This window comes from Streptomyces sp. NPDC003247 (assembly GCF_042888135.1).
Classification (GTDB): domain Bacteria; phylum Actinomycetota; class Actinomycetes; order Streptomycetales; family Streptomycetaceae; genus Streptomyces.
On the sequence record NZ_JBIAPF010000010.1, the window covers coordinates 194,798 to 213,652 of the forward strand.

General features: G+C 69.8%; 16 protein-coding genes and 2 pseudogenes. 6 read left to right on the forward strand and 12 right to left on the reverse strand.

Annotation, left to right across the window (positions count from 1 at the left end; all coding sequences use genetic code 11):
* The first annotated feature begins 277 nt into the window (after window positions 1-277).
* On the forward strand, window positions 278-2,686 hold the full coding sequence (locus tag ACFYWQ_RS30660; RefSeq protein WP_389520814.1) for a glycoside hydrolase family 28 protein: 2,409 nt from the start codon (window positions 278-280) through the stop codon (window positions 2,684-2,686).
* 1,135 nt (window positions 2,687-3,821) lie between these two features.
* Window positions 3,822-4,321 (forward strand): annotated as a pseudogene (locus ACFYWQ_RS30665) (DUF5926 family protein); the annotation flags it as partial.
* A 27-nt stretch (window positions 4,322-4,348) separates the two neighbouring features.
* Here the strand turns inward: ACFYWQ_RS30665 and ACFYWQ_RS30670 are convergent.
* The 3 genes from ACFYWQ_RS30670 to ACFYWQ_RS30680 are packed head-to-tail and all read right to left on the reverse strand — an operon-like array spanning window position 4,349 to window position 5,422.
* Window positions 4,349-4,771 (reverse strand): DUF6924 domain-containing protein, encoded by a 423-nt coding sequence (locus tag ACFYWQ_RS30670; RefSeq protein WP_389520816.1) that lies wholly within the window; start codon window positions 4,769-4,771, stop codon window positions 4,349-4,351.
* A gap of 34 nt (window positions 4,772-4,805) precedes the next feature.
* On the reverse strand, window positions 4,806-5,060 hold the full coding sequence (locus tag ACFYWQ_RS30675; protein WP_389521090.1) for a DUF6193 family natural product biosynthesis protein: 255 nt from the start codon (window positions 5,058-5,060) through the stop codon (window positions 4,806-4,808).
* A gap of 29 nt (window positions 5,061-5,089) precedes the next feature.
* Window positions 5,090-5,422 carry a hypothetical protein gene (locus ACFYWQ_RS30680; RefSeq protein ID WP_389520818.1) on the reverse strand — a complete coding sequence of 111 codons (333 nt, stop codon included), beginning with the start codon at window positions 5,420-5,422 and terminating at the stop codon, window positions 5,090-5,092.
* A gap of 344 nt (window positions 5,423-5,766) precedes the next feature.
* On the opposite strand from ACFYWQ_RS30680, the gene ACFYWQ_RS30685 reads away from it, so the two are divergent.
* Complete coding sequence (locus ACFYWQ_RS30685; protein ID WP_389520819.1) at window positions 5,767-6,045, forward strand: hypothetical protein; 279 nt, start codon at window positions 5,767-5,769, stop codon at window positions 6,043-6,045.
* A gap of 306 nt (window positions 6,046-6,351) precedes the next feature.
* On the opposite strand, the gene ACFYWQ_RS30690 is transcribed toward ACFYWQ_RS30685, so the two are convergent.
* From ACFYWQ_RS30690 to ACFYWQ_RS30700, 3 genes are all read right to left on the reverse strand, one after another.
* Window positions 6,352-7,125 (reverse strand): polysaccharide deacetylase family protein, encoded by a 774-nt coding sequence (locus ACFYWQ_RS30690; protein ID WP_389520821.1) that lies wholly within the window; start codon window positions 7,123-7,125, stop codon window positions 6,352-6,354.
* 333 nt (window positions 7,126-7,458) lie between these two features.
* Window positions 7,459-7,701: a hypothetical protein gene (locus ACFYWQ_RS30695; protein ID WP_389520823.1), complete on the reverse strand. Its 243-nt coding sequence runs from the start codon at window positions 7,699-7,701 to the stop codon at window positions 7,459-7,461.
* A gap of 64 nt (window positions 7,702-7,765) precedes the next feature.
* Entirely contained in the window at window positions 7,766-8,101 is a 336-nt protein-coding gene (locus ACFYWQ_RS30700; RefSeq protein WP_389520825.1) for a hypothetical protein, read from the reverse strand.
* Window positions 8,102-8,374: 273 nt separating this feature from the next.
* Here ACFYWQ_RS30700 and ACFYWQ_RS30705 point away from each other — a divergent pair, with 273 nt between their 5' ends.
* On the forward strand, window positions 8,375-8,677 hold the full coding sequence (locus ACFYWQ_RS30705) for an NIPSNAP family protein (protein WP_389520826.1): 303 nt from the start codon (window positions 8,375-8,377) through the stop codon (window positions 8,675-8,677).
* A 115-nt stretch (window positions 8,678-8,792) separates the two neighbouring features.
* On the opposite strand, the gene ACFYWQ_RS30710 is transcribed toward ACFYWQ_RS30705, so the two are convergent.
* From ACFYWQ_RS30710 to ACFYWQ_RS30730, 5 genes and pseudogenes are all read right to left on the reverse strand, one after another.
* The gene (locus ACFYWQ_RS30710) at window positions 8,793-9,182 is read right to left on the reverse strand and encodes a hypothetical protein (protein WP_389520827.1); all 390 of its coding nucleotides are present in this window, start codon (window positions 9,180-9,182) and stop codon (window positions 8,793-8,795) included.
* Between the two features lie 1,148 nt (window positions 9,183-10,330).
* Window positions 10,331-10,705, reverse strand: a complete 375-nt coding sequence (locus ACFYWQ_RS30715; protein WP_389520828.1) for a hypothetical protein — start codon at window positions 10,703-10,705, stop codon at window positions 10,331-10,333.
* Between the two features lie 773 nt (window positions 10,706-11,478).
* Window positions 11,479-12,378 carry a dihydrodipicolinate synthase family protein gene (locus tag ACFYWQ_RS30720; protein ID WP_389520829.1) on the reverse strand — a complete coding sequence of 300 codons (900 nt, stop codon included), beginning with the start codon at window positions 12,376-12,378 and terminating at the stop codon, window positions 11,479-11,481.
* 103 nt (window positions 12,379-12,481) lie between these two features.
* Entirely contained in the window at window positions 12,482-13,189 is a 708-nt protein-coding gene (locus ACFYWQ_RS30725; RefSeq protein ID WP_389520831.1) for a B3/4 domain-containing protein, read from the reverse strand.
* Window positions 13,190-13,201: 12 nt separating this feature from the next.
* Window positions 13,202-13,827, reverse strand: a pseudogene (locus tag ACFYWQ_RS30730) (EamA family transporter).
* 119 nt (window positions 13,828-13,946) lie between these two features.
* Between ACFYWQ_RS30730 and ACFYWQ_RS30735 the strand changes: the two are divergent.
* Entirely contained in the window at window positions 13,947-14,546 is a 600-nt protein-coding gene (locus tag ACFYWQ_RS30735) for a helix-turn-helix domain-containing protein (RefSeq protein WP_389520832.1), read from the forward strand.
* A gap of 838 nt (window positions 14,547-15,384) precedes the next feature.
* On the opposite strand, the gene ACFYWQ_RS30740 is transcribed toward ACFYWQ_RS30735, so the two are convergent.
* Window positions 15,385-16,464, reverse strand: coding sequence for a protein phosphatase 2C domain-containing protein (locus ACFYWQ_RS30740; protein ID WP_389520834.1), 1,080 nt, complete (start codon window positions 16,462-16,464; stop codon window positions 15,385-15,387).
* A gap of 282 nt (window positions 16,465-16,746) precedes the next feature.
* Here ACFYWQ_RS30740 and tap point away from each other — a divergent pair, with 282 nt between their 5' ends.
* The gene (tap, locus tag ACFYWQ_RS30745) at window positions 16,747-18,852 is read left to right on the forward strand and encodes a telomere-associated protein Tap (RefSeq protein ID WP_389520836.1); all 2,106 of its coding nucleotides are present in this window, start codon (window positions 16,747-16,749) and stop codon (window positions 18,850-18,852) included.
* Window positions 18,853-18,855 lie beyond the last annotated feature (3 nt).

Sequence of the window (18,855 nt, forward strand, 5' to 3'; positions counted from 1 at the left end):
GAGTCCGGCGCCGGCCAGCGAGACCGACGTGCCGGTCACCGTGCGCAGCATCCCCCGGTTCCACCGGATCTGACGCCGCATCCCCTCGGCGCCACCCCTCAGCCGGAGGCCCCCCTCAGGGTACGGAGGGCCCGGTCTCCGGCCTGTCCCCAGGAGGCGAAACCCTGATCACCGCCTGAACCACGGCAGCGGGGGCGGGCCCGCGCCGGCCGGGACAGACCGGCCCGCCCGCCGCGTCGAACACCTCGACATCCACCACTCTTCTGGAGTCGCACCCATGTCCCCGCACAGACCTCCACGAAAACTGCTCGGGGCGGCCGTGGCCGCCTGCCTCTCCGCCACCTGTCTCGCGACCGCCACCTCCCTGCCCGCCGCGGCGGAAACGACGAGCGTGGTGCAGTCCACCGGCACCGTCGTGGTCGCCAAGGCCGTCACCCACCCCGTCGTCTACAACGTCGGCACGACCGTCCTCCAGGTCCGCACCGGCGCCACCGTGCCCGAGCTGCTGGCCGAACTCACCACCCCCGACGGATCACCCCAGACCCGCACCGTCGTCGGCGTGGACGGCCAGGCGAAGACCGACGGCCCGGTCACCACCGGGGACACCCTCGCCGTCGTGGCCGAGGACGGTGTCACCACCGGCAGCTACGACCTGACGATCCACGACTCGAAGGCCAGTAAGCGCGACGGCGTGTACTGGAACCAGAAGATTTACGACAAGACCGACAGCAAGGTCAACGCCCACACCCCCGTCTTCCCCAACCGCGTCTGCGATCCGACCGGTCCGGCCTACGCGGCGCTGGTCCGCGAGGCCACCGAGACGTACGCCACCGGCAACGAGGCCGGCGACGCCTCCGACACGAGCTCGCCGCTCGTCTACGCCTCCCAGCAGGTCTGGTATTACGGCGACGCCATCAACGCCGCCATCAAGGACTGCCACGATGCCGGCGGCGGCATCGTCGAGCTCCCCGCAGACGCCTCCCGCAACACGGGTGGCGCCTACTACTCCGGCGCGATCACCCTGCTCAGCAACGTCAACCTGCGCATCGACAGCGGCGCCGTCGTCAAGTTCATGCGCAACAAGACCAACGACTACTACCCGGTGGTGCGCACCAGCTACGAGGGCACCGACCTCTACAACTACTCACCGTTCGTCTACGCCTACAACCAGCACGACATCGCCCTGTCCGGCGGCGGCACCCTCGACGGGCAGGAGGACATGTGGAACTGGCGCCCCTGGAAGAAGGGGTACTGGGGTGAGCTCTCCGTGGAGAACACCAGCACCACGGCGACCTACGGCGAGACCGGCATCCTCAACAAGATGAACTTCGACGGCGTGCCCGTCGAGCAGCGCATCTTCACCGACGACGGCGAACTGCCCGACACCATCCCGGTCGCGGACGGCGACACCGTCAAGAACGTCGCCCCACCGGCCGGCGCGACCGCGCTGAAGTCCACCTTCCGACCCCAGTTCATCGAGACCAACGCTTCCACCGACGTCCTCATCGAAGACGTCGTCATCCGCAACACCCCGTTCTGGACCGTCCACCCGCTGAGCTCGGCCAACGTCCTCATCCGGGGCCTGGACATCTACAGCAACAAGACGCTCGGCTACGAGCGCACCGGCTGGAACAACGACGACGGCCTCGACCCCGAGTCCACCCAGTACGTGGTCATGGAGGACAACAAGGTCACGGTCAGCGACGACGGCGCCGCCATCAAGGCCGGACGCAACCGTGACGGACGTGAACTGCGCGCCCCCAGCCAGAACATCATCGTCCGCGACTCCGAGTACCGAAACGACGGCGGCGGTTCCGCGGCCGTCTCCATGGGCAGCGAGATGTCCGGCGGCATCCGTAACGTCTTCATCCACGACAACGTCTTCGGCGGCTCCGGGCTCGTGATGGCGCTGAAACTGAAGACGAACGCCGTACGCGGCGGCGTGATCGAGAACATCTACATGCGCCACTGCACGCTCCAACAGGCCTACTACGGGCTGGTCCAGTTCGACAGCAACTACTCCGAGACCGTGCCCTTCGCCAACGCCGACGTGTACAACCCGGCCATCCGCAACATCTACCTCGACGACGTCGACACGACGTCGACCATGACGGCCGGCAAGACCACTTTCGTCTTCAGCAGTGCCGCCTCCCGCTCCCCGGCGGAGAACGTCCACTACCGCAACTCCGTGTTTCACACGACCAGCACCCTCGCGGCCGGTTTCTCCAAGAACAAGTTCATCAAGAACTTCGTCGTCCAGAACGTCACCTACATCAACCCCACCACCGGCGCCACCACCAGCTACGACACCACCCCGCTCAACCTCCTGGACGCCACCACCGCCGAGACCTCGGCCGGCACGAGTGTGCCGCTGACCGCGGCCGCCGCGGGCACGCCGGACGTCGTCACCGCGCTGCCGTCCGGGTCGTTCCGCCTCTCCGGGAAGATCGACCTCGCCGCCTACCCGACGTTCCTCACCGGAGGGACGGTCAAGGCCTACGTCGACCGGTCCACGACCTCGACCCCGGTGACCGTCCAGTCCGACGGCACCTTCCTGACCGACCCGATCACCCTCGACGACACCCAGGCCTGGTACACCGACCGCCACTACGTGGCCGTCAACATCTACAACGGCATCGACATCAACACGATGGTCTATCAGGTGGCCACCGTGGCTACGGCCTGACCAACCACCCGCACGGGGCCCTCCGGCTGGATGCCGCGGTCACGGATGTCCCGCCTTTCGGAGTTGGCGCCGAGCCTGCCAGCGGGTGAGGCGCCCCTCGCCTCCGCTCCAGCTGTGGTGCCTACAGCGTCACGGGCCGGTGAGGATGTCGTGGGTGCCGATCCGGCGCCAGACGATGTGCTGCTCGCCCGGGACCCCTCGAGCCCGTGCCCGCCTTCGGTCGGGGAACTGGGCCAGGACACCTCCGCCGTTACGCCGTGCCTGCGCCGCAATATGAGACCGGAGCACCGGTGATCCGGGACAACGAGCGTCGTCCTGCGTACGGCGCCGTCCGTCGTGTGGCCGTACCTGGTAGGTGGCAGGCGGCGAGCCCTCCGGACACCTGCCGTACCGTACCCGGGCCGTACGAGGAGGCAGCCATGGGCTGGTTATGGGCGATCAACGTGGGATCCGTTGCTGGGTCTGATCACCAAGGCGGTCATCCCGGACCAGCCGCACAGCCCCTGGCTGACCACCATCTGCGGCATGTCACTCGTTGAACCGCAATCCCGGTCAGGCCGCTGAGCAGCAGTGTTGCCGGATCGACCTGGTAGAGGCACCACAGTCACGTCAGCAGCAGCCAGCGCTCGACGATCTCGTGGGGCTGTTCGTGTAAGCACTCAACGACCGGCCTGCTGAGTGGTGTTGAGGAGGGTGACGCCCTTGGAGAGCGCCTACCAGCGCTGCATGTCGATGGACCAGGACCGGTCACCGAAGACGGAGACCCCGGGGCCGACCCGCCGATCGGGCCCTCAGCTGTCAGAGCGCCATAAGCGGTCACTGTGGGTCCGGGGTCATTTCTAGATAGATCATGTGAGAACCAGACATAACCCAGGTGCCCTCGCGCCTCCTCCGGTTGAACGCTCTCCGCGCGCGGTCGCGACCATTCCGTGCTGGGTCATGCCGTACCCCCGAGGAGACGCTTCTGGTTCTCCAGCCAGCCCGACTCTATGGCGGGGCGATCGAACCGAAACCCCGACGTCCTCGGGCCCCCTACAACTCGACTGCGCTCACACCCGTACGAATGAGGGCGCCGATCACCGTGTCCACCACCGTCTCCGCACACGGAACCCACGGCGAGGTCGCGTGGGGCAAGAAGGACGAGCTCCCATCAGCCGACCCGAACGTCCCGTCGGTCACGCTAGCCGCGGGTCTGCCGATGGCGGGGCCGGCCCCGCGCCGCGACGACGGCTCGCTGCTGCTCGGCCTGCGCAACGACATGGCGTCGGGGCGACATCAGCCTCGATCTCCCCGACGCCCTCACCACAGCTCCGGGCACCCCGGATGGGGGCAGGGGACGCCCCGGCGGCGGTCCGCAGCCGCAGGACCTGCGCGATTCTGCAGGCGCGTTCGGGTCAGTTGTGTACGAGGCGTCGACTCTGGGTTCCGGACGCGGAGAACGCCACTGCGGAGGTGGCCGTCTCCTTGAAGCGGGCCAACGCCGCGGCCATCCCGACCATGAAGCTGGCTGGTGTGGACGGCGCCTGCTGGTGCCAGACGCCGGAGAAGAACCACCTGTGCCGGGTCGTGCCGCACCCCGAGGAGCGGCTTCTGGACACCGCTGCAAGGCGGCACGCGGCAGGGAGGCCGAGCCTATCCACGAGCGCACTCCACCTCATTGTGTCAGCCGTCCTCGAAGCCGTAGTACGTGTCCGATTCGTCGGTGGCGTCGGCGAACTCCGAGAAGTCCATGTTGGCGATGGTCAGGTTGTTGGAGACATCGGCGTACCAAAGGGGCGGAACCCGGAACGTCCGGCCGGGTTCGTCGTACAGGTCGACGGCCAGGAGTGGATGCTCCTCGCCGGTCATCGTGGTCGCGTCAGCGAGGAACACGTAACACAGCTTGTTGTCGTCATCAGCGGCAGCATCCGCGTCGACCAGCGCCTGAACACTGACATCGGTGAAGGAGGAGTCACTGACAAACGTCGCGTTGCGGTAGTCGCCCGAGCCGTTGATCGCTGCTTGCAGCGTCTCCCATGCCGCCTCGCTGCTGAAGTCGGTGCGCAGGACCAGCGAGGTCAGATCATCAGGTTGAGGCAAGTCCATGCACGTCATCCTTCCATCCGAGACCGGGCGCTTCTCAAGCGGCTCCAGAAGTAACAGGTCCAAGGCCGGAGGGCAGATGGCGCACGGCTGTCGACACGGCGTCCGCCACCGTGATCGTGTTGACAAGGACGTCACCCATGACGCTGGGACTGAGGGTGTAGCGGCTGTCCCGATGCGCGTCCGAGCAAAGCGGAATGACCGTGAGGCGAGGGCGGGCACTGGTGGAGAATCGCAGCGTCCAGTGGCTGGTGAACGGGGGCGCGAGGCCACCCCTTGGCCGACCTGCCATAACCAGCAAGACCCTCACCTGCGTCAACGTCAGCTCGGGTAGCCGATCGTGGCGTTGCCCTCGACCCACTCATAGTCATGCAGCTTGTTCAGGTAGAAGTAGTAGGTGCCGTCGTTCTGGGCCGTGAAGAACGCCCTCTTCCCCCTCTCGCACGTCAGCGTGTGCCCCTCCAACTTGATGTCCGACCCGATCACCGAGCGGCGCAGCTCGACGTAGAACGTCTCCCGCTCCCGGCACCAGGTGACCGTGAAGGACGTCGATCCACGTTTCTGCTTCCAGGTACTCGTCTCCATCTCCCGCTGGAAGTTGAAGGAGACCTTCTTGTCGGTCCGATCGGCGGCACCGGCCGATCCCGCCTGCACAGCGAGGAGGGACGCATTACAGAGAACAGCAGCCAACACACGGCCCGTGGTCCAACGCAGCATGTTGCTTTCCCTTCCGAAACACCAGGTGTGCGATCACCCTGACAACGACGGGAAGACACGGCTGGTGACGAGCAGCCGTCGGCAGATGCAACAAGCCCCTGACCTGCTCAAAAGATCACTCGACTTGTCATGCAAGGACCTGACACAGGCACTCGCGCTCACCGGCTGGAGCGACAATGTGATCGCCACCGAAGGAGGACTCCGCGCGGTGCCGAGCCGATGAGCGCCACCCCAAAGGCACACGCGTCGAAAGAGTGCCGTTCCGCGCTACAAGGAGATTGATGTCCACACCGCAGCACAAGCCCTCCGCCTACCACAACGTTCCCACGGCCATGGTCTTCGACGTCTTCGCCGAGACGGCGACGCGTCTGACCGGCCGCTACAACCACCTGTCCGAGACGGCCCGCACGAAGGAAGAGCAGGACGCCTGGTGGGAGAAGGTCATAAGCCTGCGCGACGCTAAGCGCGCCCTTCCGGCGCAGGACCGCGACCAGCTCATCGCCCGCATTCAGGAGTGGGCCGAAGAGCTTGAACTCCTGAAGTCGGCTGACCGTGACTGACGCGAGCCACTACGCCCTCTCGCCGTCGGCGCGTGTGGCGTCAGTCTTCGCAGGGGGGCGGTGGTGTCGTGCACGTTCATGTCCGGGTAGTGCGTGTCCCGGGTCCAGGGCGAGTCGCCCGGGTGCACGCACGGTCGGCCGGTTCCCGGCCTTCACTGCAAGCAGGGTGTTGTCGGCTGTGTCCTCATGGTGTCGTCGGTCGGACTGGCACCGCGGACGCTTTGCCGAGCAAGGGCAGCCGGGGCAAGGCCGCGTCCCACCGTGTTGCCGGGGCGACTGACGCCGTAACCGCGCCGGGGTGGGGGTTCAGCGCAGAGGGAAGCCGAAGGTGTAGCCCTGTTCCTTGAGCTGGGGGAGGAGTTGGCGGAGGGCCTCGACGGTCTGGGAGCGGTCGCCGCCGGCGTCGTGGAAGAGGAGCGTGGGCCCGTTGGGCAGTTCCCGTTCGACGGTGGCGACGATGGCGTCGGTGCCCGGCCGCTCGAAGTCCTTGGTGTCGACGTTCCAGCCGAGCGGGCGCATGCCGCGTGAGGCGGCCAGCTGGCGGCTGTAGGGGGTGAAGGCGCCGCCGGGTGCCCGGTAGTACATGGGCCGTACGCCTCCGGACGCCTCGGTGATCATGCGTTCGGCGTCGAGTATCTGCTGTGACTGGTAGGCCTGGGACTCCTTGTCCATGGCGGTGTCGTGCGACACCGAGTGGTCGCACAGCCGGTGCCCGGCCGCGACCACCTTCTTCACGAGGTCCGGGTGCGCCTGCGCCTGCGTCCCCACCATGCAGAACGTGGCCTTCACCCCGTACTCGCTCAGGACGTCGAGGACCTGGGGGGTCCACACGGGGTCGGGGCCGTCGTCGATGGTGATGTTGACGCCGCGCGCGCCCTGGTCGGAGGCGTGCACGATGGTCGCCGCCACCGGCGTGATGTCACTGCCCGGCGTGGCCGAGGCGGCCGCCTGAGGCGACGGGCTGCCCGTGGTGTCGGCCTGCGCGGTCCACAGCGAGGCGCCGGCGGCCAGGACCGTCACCCCGAGTGCTGCCCCGACCATCTTGCCGTACCAGCCCCGTCCGCCGCCGTGCCGTGCCATGTCCGCCCCGCTTCCACGTAGTTCCTCACCGGTCCTTGGTCGTCTTGCGACCACTTGGCAGGACGAGGGGTGGCGGCCAGGGGATGCGTCCGTTACCGACCACGGACGATTCCGGGGGAGTTCGCGGACAACTTCGCGGACGACTCGGCGAGCAGCGGCCGGACCGGGCCGGATGGCCCGATCCCCGCCGTCCGGGAGCCGGCGTTCTTCTGCGGCAGAGCGTGCCGTCCAGCAGCACAACCCCGCCACCCGTTCGGGCGATCTTCTTCAGGGCCCGGTCCGTGCGTGGGGCGCGGGCGGCCAGGAGGCCGACGACTTCCCTCACCCACCCGGTCACGGTGGTGCGGTGTATCTGGTTGCCGCCAGCCAGGTCGCCGGGCCGCTGGTCACAGCGCATACCGCCAACACGGTGCCCGCGATCTTTCCCGTGGGCAGCGCCCGCCACCGCGAGCCGATCTTCTTCAGGCAGTCGCGTATGAGGTTGGCGAGGTAGTCGAGGATGGCGCTCGACAGCGGCGGGCGGGCGGTGCAGACAAGGCTGCCAGGGCCCTCGACGGTGCTGTTGCTTTTCTTCACACCAGACTCAACTGCCGTTGGGGTACCCGCCAGTTACGCCCCGCCGACACGCATCGCGGCACCGCTAGGAGCGTGCGGTGAACCGCCCGTCGCCTCGCTTGTGCAGCCAGCCGCGATGGGCGAGCTTGGTCATCTTCGCGCGCAGCGGTTCCAGCTTGCCGCGCACCGCCACCTCAAAGCCCAGTTCCTCGCCCACTAGCGTCACCCGGGCGGGAGTCGGGGTGACGGCTGCGGCGTCCTCCGCCTCGGCCCGGTCCTGCTCGGTCAGCCGGTTCAGTACCCGCTCGGCGATCACCAGTTCCTCCCGCTCGGCCTGGACCTCCTGCAGCTGCTTGGTCAACTCCTCAGCGTGCGCGTCCAGTTCACCCCGGCGAGCCGTGATCCGCTCCAGCGCCTGCATGCCCACGCCCTCCCCGCGACATTCCGCCGTGCCGACCCGGTGACGGATCGGAAGAGCGGCACGGTCCTTGGCGCGGCAGCACCCGACAACGGCTCCGGCCGACATGCCGGACGATCTTCACCGTGGACACCCGCCGACGACCGGCATGAGCATTCCGCCCGTCCCTCACGCCAGACTGCTGACCTGCGAACTTCACAATGCGCGGACCGCATGTGTTTCGCGTCAAGCCTTGCTCTCTGCTGGGGAGCTGTAGCTCAGGCATCATGTCGTTGCATGATCAGTGTTCATTTGAGGTATGAGATCGATCCCGATCGAATCGAGGACTTCGAGGAGTACGGCCGTCGGTGGGTGTCTCTCGTCAACCGGCTCGGGGGCACGCATCACGGCTACTTCCTGCCCAGCGAGGGCGACAGCGACATCGCGTACGCACTCTTCTCGTTCCCGAGCCTTGCGGCATACGAGCAGTACCGGCAAGCCAGTGCGCGTGATCCTGAGTGTCAGGAAGCCTTCGATCTGGCCCGCCGGACCAAGTGCATCCGGCGGTACGAACGCCGCTTCCTCCGTCCGCTCGACTAGATGATCGATTCCGAGCGATGCCTGCGGAGGGTGTGGGGTGGGCGGCGGCCGAAGCCACCGCGAGACGGTCAGGCGGCGGGCTGCCGGCCCTGGTTGTCGAGGTGGCAGCGGGCGGTCAGGCGTCAGGGCCGACTTCGGGGTGCGTGAACCGCACGGGCTTGCCCAGCGACCGGGCGTAGGCGATCTCGGCTCGGGTGCTGTCTCCGATGTAGTCGCCGACTACGAGCACCTCATCAGCGAGCCGGATCTTCGCCTGGTGCAGATCGTCGAGTCGAACCTTCAGCGCCTCGGCCTCGACAGGATCGGACCAGAGTTCGTGCGGCGACTTCATGTCACAGCCCGGTTTGACGACAATCTTCCCGGCTTTGGTCTCCCGCAGATCGGCCTCGTTCATCTCGGTCATGAAGCGGGTGGAGCCGCAGATCACGACGATGCGCGGGAGGCTCAACAGCTTCTTCGCGTCGGCGAGCTTCTCCTCGGGGGTGCGCAGTCGCGAGTATGACACCGGTTCCTCCTGGTGGTGTGGTCCAAGGGGTGCCTGCGGAGACGAGAACGAGGGTGTCCAAGATCGTTTTGTGACGAACGACGTGGACACCCTCGCGACAGCACTCTAGGCGACGACCGACGACATGCTGAAGGAGCATCCCGAGCTGGCGCCGTGGCGCCCGCCGGTCGGCATTACGCTCCGCCTGAGCGATGCCGTGCGCCACCTCTTCCCCTGCCAGTGTGGGCCTGCGCTGCCGCCGGAGCCGTCTACTGGCATGACGCCCGCACTCCCCGGCGTATCTAGGTGTCGGCCGGGCTCCGGCCCTCCGGCCGGAGGCGATGGTGACCTCGAACGGAGTGCCGTGGCCACCGTGGATCGGCCGCTCCGGGACAGGCCCGAGCCTCCGCCGAGACCGGAGCGGTTAGAGCCGTACTGCTGGGGGTGGCGCCGTCGGGGTCGGCCAGGACGGTGTGGGTGGCCTTCCGCAAGACCTGCTGGGTGTGCGGATGCGGCTCGACGTGGAGGCGCTTCACCCAAGTCGGGAGGGCTGTCCCCAGGGCGGGAAGCGTCATCGCGAGCGGTGCCAGGGTGCTGCCACCGGGCGTCGAGGCGAACGCCTTCTCCAGGTCGGGGAGGACGGGCGCGGTCAGCAGCGAGCCCAGCACGGAGGCGCACGACCCGATCAGCAGGACCACGGCCTGCGGCGGGACCGGCACGCCCGGCCGGAGAGGGGGAGGGAAGGGCTACGGACACGTGCTGCTCCTCGTCGAGCGGCGGCGGATGGATGACGGGAGGCTAAGAGGCCCTGACCAGCGCCGCTATCCGAGGTGTGCGTCGGCCGTCCACATCCTGCGGGCCCTCCACGGGCCACAGGGTGCTCACGCAGCCGGTGGGCTTCCGGCCCAGGCCGCGCGCAGCAGCGCCAGCAGACCGGAGCGGTCCACCGGGCGTGGATTGGCGTACGGTGCGGCCAGCGCGGTCACTCGGTCCGGGCGCCGTGTCACGCTCTGTGAGCGCTACCCGGAGGCCAGGCGGGCAAGGGCCGCCCTTCTGGAGTCGGTCGAACAGACATTCGGTGGCGTGTCCACGGGCTTTACGGCCGCAGTCGCTTTCCCCGGTGCCACCGACCTGGAACAGGACCGCTCGGCGGGGAGGTTCACCCCGGTTCATGACGCCTGGTGGGCTGCCGCCCGCAAGCCCACGGCGAGAGGGACGGCACCTGAGCACTGATCGAAGTGCTGCTGCTGGGCCGGCATATCGCGCACGAACACCTGGTCGCCGGCGTAGGCGGTGACGGCGAGAGGGAAGGAGGGGGTGAGAGTGATCAGCAGGAGGGTGGCTGCGACGGCGGCGGCGAGGCGGGTGGTGGGCCGGTCCGCTTCGGCGCGGGATGGGCGGATCATGACGCCTGCGGATCCGGCGAGGTTGCCCAGGCCGTGGGCGGCGGTCAGGATGCCGGCCGCAGCGGTGCTGACGCCGAGGGTGTGGGTGCTGGTGACGGCGGTGACGGGCAGGGCGGCGACGCTGAAGGCGACGGTCACGGTCAGATACAGCGTGCGGCGCAGGGGCCCGGAAGTGAGGATGCCCGTGAGGGTGCGGAGGGGGCGTGTCCGCGGCCGCGCCGGGGGCCGGGCCGTAGGGGTGGAAGCGGATGACGGCGGCGGCGATGTAGCAGCCGGCGGCCAGGGCGAGGGCGGCGATGGCGGGTGAGACCCGGGCGGAGACGGCGACGACGAGGGTGGGGCCGATGGTGCCGCTGATGCCGTAGGTGGTCACGTCCCAGCCCGGGGCGCGGCGCTGGCGCCGTTGACCGGGGCCGGCGATGGCTGCTGATGCCTCCGGTGAGCAGGGGCCCGAACAGGCCGGAGACGATCAGCAGGGCAGCCGTGACGGCCGGATGGGCGTGGGGACAGAGCAGGACGGCCGCGGCCAGGGTGGTGCCGTGCGCGAGGGAGGTTCCGGCGATGACGGTGCGGCTGTCGCGGGCGGTGTCCAGGCTGCGGGCGACGACGGGCCCAGGAGGCGGCGGGGTGCGGTGATGCAGGTGTTGAGGGCGCCGGCCAGCCAGCCCGAGCCGCCGCTGGTGTGACCATCAGCACGATGGCCACGACCGCGCCGCCGTCGGAGGTACGGGCCAGGGTCGCCGAGATGACGTAGCGGGCCAGCGGGCCAGCGGGCCCTAGCCGGGCTCGTCGGCAAGGTGGTCGGTGCTTGGACGCATGGCCGTGCGCTCTCTTGTATGGGTGTCGGGCAGAAGGACGGCTGGAGCGCCGCCGCCCTCACGTGTATGGGCGAGGAAGGGCCGGCGGGATTGTCAGGTGTGGAGCTGGAGCTGTTCGATCACCGTGGCGAGGTGGGCGCGTTCCTCGGCGTTCAGGCCGCGCAGTGGCAGGGGGAGGTTGCGGTGGGCGGTCAGGCCCAGGTGTGCGGCGGCCGCGGCGACGACCCGCAGGGATCCTCCGTGCTGGGCGAACAGGTCCCACAGGGGTTGGAGGCGCTGGGACTCCTCAAGGGCCCGCTCGTGCCGGCCGGCCTGGGCTGCGCGGGTGAGGGCGAGGGCCGGCTCGGGGAAGGTGCCGCCGATCACCGAGTACCAGGCGTCGCATCCGGCGTTCAGGCTCCTGGCCGCGGCCGCGTCTCCGCTGACGCCCACCGTCACCGTGTCGGGCAGGAGTCGGCGCAGGTGCTCGACGCGGGCCCGGGCCTGCTCGGGGTCGGCGGGAAGCGCGGGGATCTTGATGGATGCCACCTGCGGCAGCCGGGCCAGGCGGGCGTACAGCTCGTCGGTGAAGGTGAAGTGCGTGGTGCGGGGGTTGTCGTAGATCACCAGGGGGACCGACAGGTTCGCGGTGACCTCCGCGAACAGGCCGAAGACGTCGTCGTCGGTCAGCGGCTGGTAGGACACCGGGGCCAGCAGAACGCCGGCGGCGCCGGCGTTCTGCGCGTCCTCGGCGGCCTCGAGCACCTGGCGGGTGCGCAGCGCCCCGATGCCGACGATGACCGGCACCCCGTCGGCGTGCTCGACCGCGATGCGGGCGACGCGGGCGCGTTCCTCGCGGGTCAGGTAGGCGTAGGAGCCGGTGGAGCCCAGCGCCCCGATCGAGTCGACGCCCGCGGCGGTGAGCCGGTCGACCAGCGCGGCGAACGCCGTCTCGTCGACGCTGCCGTTGCCGGGGACGGGAGTGAGCGGGAAGGCGCTCAGACCGGTGAACAAGACGAACCTCCAAGGGGTGCGGGTGGTCTTCAGCGGTGGTGGGCTGCCGCATCACCACCGTGGCCGGGGCTGCCGTGCGGCTGGGCAGGTCGGGGGGTGGTGGTCAGGCGGTGGTGTCGGAGTGTGCCGGGCTGAGGTAGTGCACGGTGCTCTGCTCGCAGTGCGGCTGGAGCAGGGTCCGCAGGTCGTCGGCCGCGGTCTTGAGCAGGTGCCCGTCGCGGGTGGCGGTGACGGTCTCCAGAACGAAGGCGACGCGGGCGGAGTCTTCGGTGACGCGGGTGCGGTGGGCGTCCCGGTGGTTCCAGTGCCGGGTGAGCACGTCGGTGGTGTCGGTGTAGATGACCTCGCCGGGCTTGGGGTTCTCGACGGTGTCGGGTTCGCCGAGCGGGGTGAAAGTCTCGGTGCCGTCGGCGTGGCGGATCTCGACGTTGCCGGTGACACGGTCGAGGTCGAAGGCGCCGGCGGGCAGGCCGTGGCGGACGGAGACGGCGTTGTATGGGTCGACGGCCGGGTTGATCCGGGGCAGGGTGCCCTTCTTCGCGAGGCGGCGGCCCAGGGCGTCGACGCTGGGACGGATGCGGCGGGGGTTGGTGCCGAAGGAGCGGTAGGCGGTGTGCCACGCCTCGATGCGCGGGTCGCTCTCGTCGGCCGGCTGCCAGGCGCCGTCGGCGAGCTGGGCCTCCAGGTCCTTGAGGGCGGCGGTGGTGGCGGGCCAGGGCTCGCCGCCGCGCAGGCCGGCGGCGGTGACGACGGCGATCAGGGTGTCGGGAAAGGCATCGGCGACGGCGGGGCCGATACGGAAGACGGTCATCAGTGGTCCGTTTCAACAGGGGGCGGATGCGCGCGGCGGCATCTGGGCGAGGGCGAGGAGGCTGACGGCGACGGCGGCGGTGCCCAGGCCGACGAACTGGCCGCGGTGGACCCGCTCGGCCGGCACGCCGCGGGCGAGCAGCACGGTCCCGGCCGGGTACAGGGCGGTGATCACGGCGACGACGGCCAGGTCGCCGCTGCGGGCGGCGAGCAGGAACAGCAGGTTGGCCACCGAGTCCAGCATCCCGGCCGTCGCCGAGATCGCGTACGCGGGCTTCTCCGGGCCCAGCCGCCGGAACATCACACCGGCGGCGGTCAGGGCGACCGCGGAGGACACGGCGCGTCCGACGATCAGCGGGCCGACGCCGCTGTCGGACGGCGCCTGGTGCAGGAAGACCATCTGCAGGGCGAACGCGGCGGCCGACGCCACACCGGAGGCCGCGCCGCGCCCCAGGCGAGGGTGGCGGGAGCGAAGGAGGCCCCGAGGAACGGCCAGAGCAGCAGCTCCACGGTGAGCGAGGCCGGGGCGGCGATCACCACGGTGCGCAGGACGTGGGCCCTGCGGGCGCCGAGACCGCCGAGGAAGTCGGCGCATCCGTAGGCTAGGGAGCTGCCCACGGCCAGCAGTGGAGCGATCACGGGTGGCACATCCCTTACTATCAATGGAACGACTCCACCGTACAACGCACCGACCGACAGTCGTCAACCGAACGACCATGCGGTGCAGTGCACTGGTCTACCCCCAGAGGGATGAAGCAATGGCCGAGACCGAAGCGGCGCTGCGGACGCTCGCGCACAACGTCCGTGCGGCCCGTACCCGCGCCGGACTGTCCCTGGACGAACTCGGCCGCCGCGCCAAGGTCAGCAAGGGCGCCCTGGTCGCCCTGGAGAGAGCGCAGGGCAACCCGAACTTCGCCACCCTCGTCCGCCTCGCCGACACCCTCGGCCTCTCCGTCTCCGCCTTGACGGAAGGGTCCCGTGAGGCACGCGTCCGGGTGGTGAGCGTCGAGGCCGTCATGCCGCTGTGGAAGGGCGAGCGCGGCGGCGAGGCCCGGCTCATGCTGACCACCGGCGGACCGGCGGCCACCGAGGTCTGGCGCTGGACACTGGAGCCCGGCGAGGAGTACCCCAGCCACCCCCACCAGGCCGGCGTGACCGAGACCGTCAGCGTCACGGCCGGACAGATGGTGCTCATCGTCGACGGCGCCGAGTACCCGGTCGCGGCAGGGCAGACAGCCACCTTCGACGGCGACACGGCCCACACCTACCGCGGCACGGGAACCGGGACCTGCCACTTGATCATGACCGTCCACCTGCCGCCCGCCACCCGCGCACCGGCGAACTGCTGTCCACCGTGAAGTTCATGGTGCAGACCCTCGCCGCCGCCGGCGAACTCCAACGCGACCCCGGCCTGCGTCGCCCGGCTGTGCCTGGTCACCGCGCGGATCGTGGCCACGGCCGACGAGTGGGTCGGCACCGGCGCGGTGCGCACCGTGCGGGGTTCTGTTCGTCGGCGCCGCACCCGCGCCCCGCACCGTGCCCGGAGACGGCCGCCGCGCTCCGGACGCTCCGCAGACGCCGTTGACGACCCGTGAGATGGGATCGCCCGGCTTCCGCCAGGCGCTGGCCGCGCACCGGGCCGTCGTGCCTTTGAGCCGGGTCGACCCGTGGGTCGCGGAGGTGGTGGAGAGGCAGAGAGGGAGGCGATGCGGGTGCTCGGTCTCCGGGCCTTCCCTGAGCCGGTGGCCGGTGGCCGACGACCAGTTGGCCCCGATGGCCCCGATCGAGCAGGCCCGCATCGAGCAGGCCCGCATCGAGCGCCGCCGCCAGGCCGGCGCATCCCGCGCTGCGGCTGTGCATCGGGACCGTGTGAAACGCGCGGCGGGGGGAGGCCGGGACGGTGGCCGCTGTCCTGTCCCGGATAAGTGTGGGTAAGTCGGGGCTCTGGCCTGTGGTGCCTGCGGTTGTGTGGGACAAGGTGGCGGTCGGTGTTCCGCTCAACCGTAGGCAGTGTGATGGTTCACCCGCGGAGCCGAGCCAGCAGGCGCCGTGGAGTTGGCCGCCATGTACCGGCCGGCATGGATCGGGGGGCCGATCTGGCTTTTCTCACTTGCTGGGCGAGTCGGTATTCGTCCGCCTCGAGGGTGAGTTCGTGAGAGCGGACCTGGTGCCACTCGACGTGCATGACGCTCGCTCCTACTGCTGGGGCTCCATGACGTCGGCGACCACGCAGCTGACGTTGTCGGGACCGCCGGAGCCGTTGGCGAGGGCGATGAGTTCGCGGACCGTCTGCTCGGGCTCGCTGGTGTCGGAGAGCACCCGGCGGATTGCTTCGGTCGGCACGACGGTGGACAGGCCGTCCGAGCAGAGCAGGTAGCGGTCTCCCTGCCGGGCGTCGTGCAGGCGCATGTCGGGTGTGGAGTCGGCTCCTTGGCCCAGGGCACGTATCAGCAGGGACCGCTGGGGGTGGGAGGCGGCTTCCTCCGGGCTGAGGCGCCCCTCGTCGACCATCGACTGCACCATGGTGTGGTCGTGGGTGATCTGGAACAGCTCTCCATCTCGCAGGAGGTAGACGCGGGAGTCGCCGATGTGGACGAGGGCCGGCTGCGAGCCGGTCCAGAGCATCGCGGTGAGTGTGGTCCCGGCGTCTTCGGAGGAAGAGTCGAGCCCGGAGATGCCGTGCACGGCCTGCTTGGCCTGGTCGATCGCGTCTTCGAGGACGTTGAGGAGATCGCCCGCCGGGATGCTGTCGGTTTCGAGGCTCTTGAGCGCGTCGACAGCGGCGGCGCTCGCGGGGGCACCTGCGCTGCCGTAGCCGTCGGCGACGGCGAGCAGGCGGGACCCTGCGTAGGCGGTGTCCTGGTTGCTCTCGCGGACGAGGCCGGTGTCGGAAAGGGCGGCGTAGCGGATGGCCAGGGGCTTGGTGGTCGGGGACATGCCAGGGTCCTTCCGGGAGAGGTGGTCGATGAGGAAGGTGGCCAGGTCCCGCCGTGCGGCGGTGTCAGCTTCGACCTGGGCCCAGAACGCGCGGATCTCGTCGGCCGCCGGACCTGCCTCCAGGGTGCAGACCTGCTGGATGCGGGCGAGAGGCATCCCGATCCGTCGGAGCCAGGCGACCAGCCGGGCCTGATCCAGTTGCTCCGGTGCGTAGAGGCGGTAGCCGGTCACGGGGTCGACGCGAGCGGGAGTCAGCAGGCCGAGCTCGTCGTAAAGACGCAGTGCCTTCGGCGACAGCCGGGACGCCTTCGCGAACGTCCCGATGGTCAGCAGCTCCATGCTCGTTCCTCCTCGTGCCAGGCACGTCGCCTGGCCCCACTGATGCTGTGGGCTCCCCCAAGGTGAAGGTCAACCGAGAGCTCCACCTGATGGTCTCCCACTCGGCCGGAGGCAGCGTGACCAGCCGAGGAGAGGCAGGACAGGAGCGGGGCCTGAGAGCTGTGATTCAGGGCCCGCTCCTGCCGCCACTCCCTCGGGAAACGCATGCTGCGAGGGTTAAAGAAACGGGCTAAAAAAGAGGGTAAACAATGCTAGGGTGGAGGTGCGAGAGGAGATCCACGCATGGCATCCGAGGAAGAGCTGTTCGCGAACATCGACGCACTGCTGGAGGAGGAGCCGCAACTCCCGCCCCCGGCGGAACGCGCCCGGCTGCGTGAGGCTGCCGGCATCACCCAGGCCCGTCTCGCGACCGCGCTGAAGACGTCGACGCAGACGGTGAAGAACTACGAGAACGGCCGTTCCGAGCCGAAGTCGCCGCGCCTGGAGGCGTACCAGCGGCTGCTGAAGGGGTGGGCGGCGAAGTACCCCGCGCATGGCACCCCCGCCGGTCCGGCTGCCGCGTCGCAGTCGGTGACGCCGGAATCCTTTGCGGGCCCGGCCACGCCCGAGGTGAAGGCCGCCGCGCCGGTGGAGGTTCCCGCCGCCGCGCCCGAGCGGCCCGCCGCGCGCCCGGCCACGTCGTCGCGACGCCCGGCGGCGAAGAAGGCCGCCGCGCCCCCGACCGACCCGCGCTTCCCGCACGGCCCGCTCGCCGTGCTGGACGGCGACGGCTCCGCGTACGGCGTCGACGGCATCGTGCTGGACTGCCCGGCGGCCACGGTGGTGGAGCTGGTGGAGTGGACGCTGCGCGAGTCCGGCCTCGGTGCGCCGAAGCTCAACCGCTACGGCAAGGACTCCGACCCGCTGGTCGTGCTCACCGCCGCGGCCGCCGTGAAGCTCGGGCTGCCGGAGCGCCTGGAGGGCCACGAGCAGCGCCGCTCCCTGCGGCTGCCGCAGGACCACCCGGTGGTCAAGCAGGTGGTGAAGGCCAAGTGGCAGCTCACGCAGCGCGGGTTCGGCCCCTGGGCGCGGATCTACCGCAAGGCCCAAGGGCGCGAGCGGCAGTGCGTGCAGCTGGCGATCCTGTCCTGGGACGCCCTCGACGAGCGGTCCTGGCCCGGCGTGAGCGAGATGGAGCCGGCCGACATCGCCCGCGTCCTCGGCGTGTACGCCCAGCGGGTCATCACCCCGCGCGGATCCACGGCCGTCTCGGGCCTGGAGCTGATGACGGCGCTGCGCCCGCCGACGAAGCCGGAGCGCGACACGGAGACCGGGAACTGGATCTCCGGCTGCAACCCGGGCTCGCTGGGGACGGAGCCGATGGACCCGGCGCCGCCGGAGGCCACCCCGGAGCACCCCGTCGTGGTGAACTCCGGCTGGAGGGGCGGGTTCCTGAACGAGGAGGCGTACCAGTGGGTGCGGCCGGTGGACCTGCTCACCGATGAGGAGTGCACCCTGCCCTTCGCGGTCGGCCTGGACCTGAACACGGCGTTCCTCGCCGCCGCGGCCCGCCTGGTCGTCGGCCTGTCCGCCCCCGACCACTTCCACGGCCCGAAGTTCAACCCCAAGATTCCCGGCTCGTGGCTGGTCGACCTGTCCCACATCGAGCTGGACCCGCGCCTGCCCAGCCCGTTCACGCCGGACGGCACCCGCCCGACGGGCCCGGCCTGGTACCAGACGCACACCGTTGCCTACGCCCAGCAGCTCGGCTACGACGTCCACCCGATCGAGGCGTACCTGCGCCGCGAGACCGGTGCCTACCTGGACCCCTGGCACGACCGCCTCAAGACGGCTTACGCCGACACCCTCGCCGACCTCGGCGTCACCCCCGACCTGGACGACCGCGCCTTCCTCGCCGCGATGGAGCGGCACAAGCAGGCCGACCCGGCTCTGGCCGCCGTTCTCTCGGCGATCAAGGCCACGGTCAAGGGCGGCATCGGCAAGCTCCGTGAGCGCCCCCAGGGCCGCCATTACAAGGAGGGCGACCGGTGGCCGGCCCTGGAGCGGCCGACGTGGCGCCCCGACATCCGGGCCGCCGTCATCAGCAAGGCGCGGGTCAACATGCACCGCAAGCTCAACAACATGGCGAAGATGACCGGGCTGTTCCCGCTGGCCGTGCTGTCCGACTGCGTCGTCTACCCGAGCCCCGGTGACAGCCCGCTGGACTTCCTGCCGTACGCCGCCTCCGGCAAGCCGCAGCCCGGCGCCTTCCGCCTCGGGCCCACGCCCGGCCTGGCGAAGCTGGAGGGCGTCCAGTCGATGCTGTGGACGGTCGACCTGATGGAGAAGGGCCTCAACCCGGCCCGCCACATCAAGGGCGGCGACGCCGTCCTGGACGAGGGGGAGTAACCG

Coding starts and splice junctions, on each gene's coding strand:
- ACFYWQ_RS30660 (WP_389520814.1), top strand. CDS start 278: ATGTCCCCGCACAGACCTCCACGAAAACTGCTCGGGGCGGCCGTGGCC.
- ACFYWQ_RS30725 (WP_389520831.1), bottom strand. CDS start 13,189: ATGACCGTCTTCCGTATCGGCCCCGCCGTCGCCGATGCCTTTCCCGAC.
- tap (WP_389520836.1), top strand. CDS start 16,747: ATGGCATCCGAGGAAGAGCTGTTCGCGAACATCGACGCACTGCTGGAG.
- ACFYWQ_RS30685 (WP_389520819.1), top strand. CDS start 5,767: ATGTCCACACCGCAGCACAAGCCCTCCGCCTACCACAACGTTCCCACG.
- ACFYWQ_RS30735 (WP_389520832.1), top strand. CDS start 13,947: ATGGCCGAGACCGAAGCGGCGCTGCGGACGCTCGCGCACAACGTCCGT.
- ACFYWQ_RS30705 (WP_389520826.1), top strand. CDS start 8,375: ATGATCAGTGTTCATTTGAGGTATGAGATCGATCCCGATCGAATCGAG.
- ACFYWQ_RS30690 (WP_389520821.1), bottom strand. CDS start 7,125: ATGGCACGGCACGGCGGCGGACGGGGCTGGTACGGCAAGATGGTCGGG.
- ACFYWQ_RS30700 (WP_389520825.1), bottom strand. CDS start 8,101: ATGCAGGCGCTGGAGCGGATCACGGCTCGCCGGGGTGAACTGGACGCG.
- ACFYWQ_RS30675 (WP_389521090.1), bottom strand. CDS start 5,060: ATGGCAGGTCGGCCAAGGGGTGGCCTCGCGCCCCCGTTCACCAGCCAC.
- ACFYWQ_RS30670 (WP_389520816.1), bottom strand. CDS start 4,771: ATGGACTTGCCTCAACCTGATGATCTGACCTCGCTGGTCCTGCGCACC.
- ACFYWQ_RS30740 (WP_389520834.1), bottom strand. CDS start 16,464: ATGGAGCTGCTGACCATCGGGACGTTCGCGAAGGCGTCCCGGCTGTCG.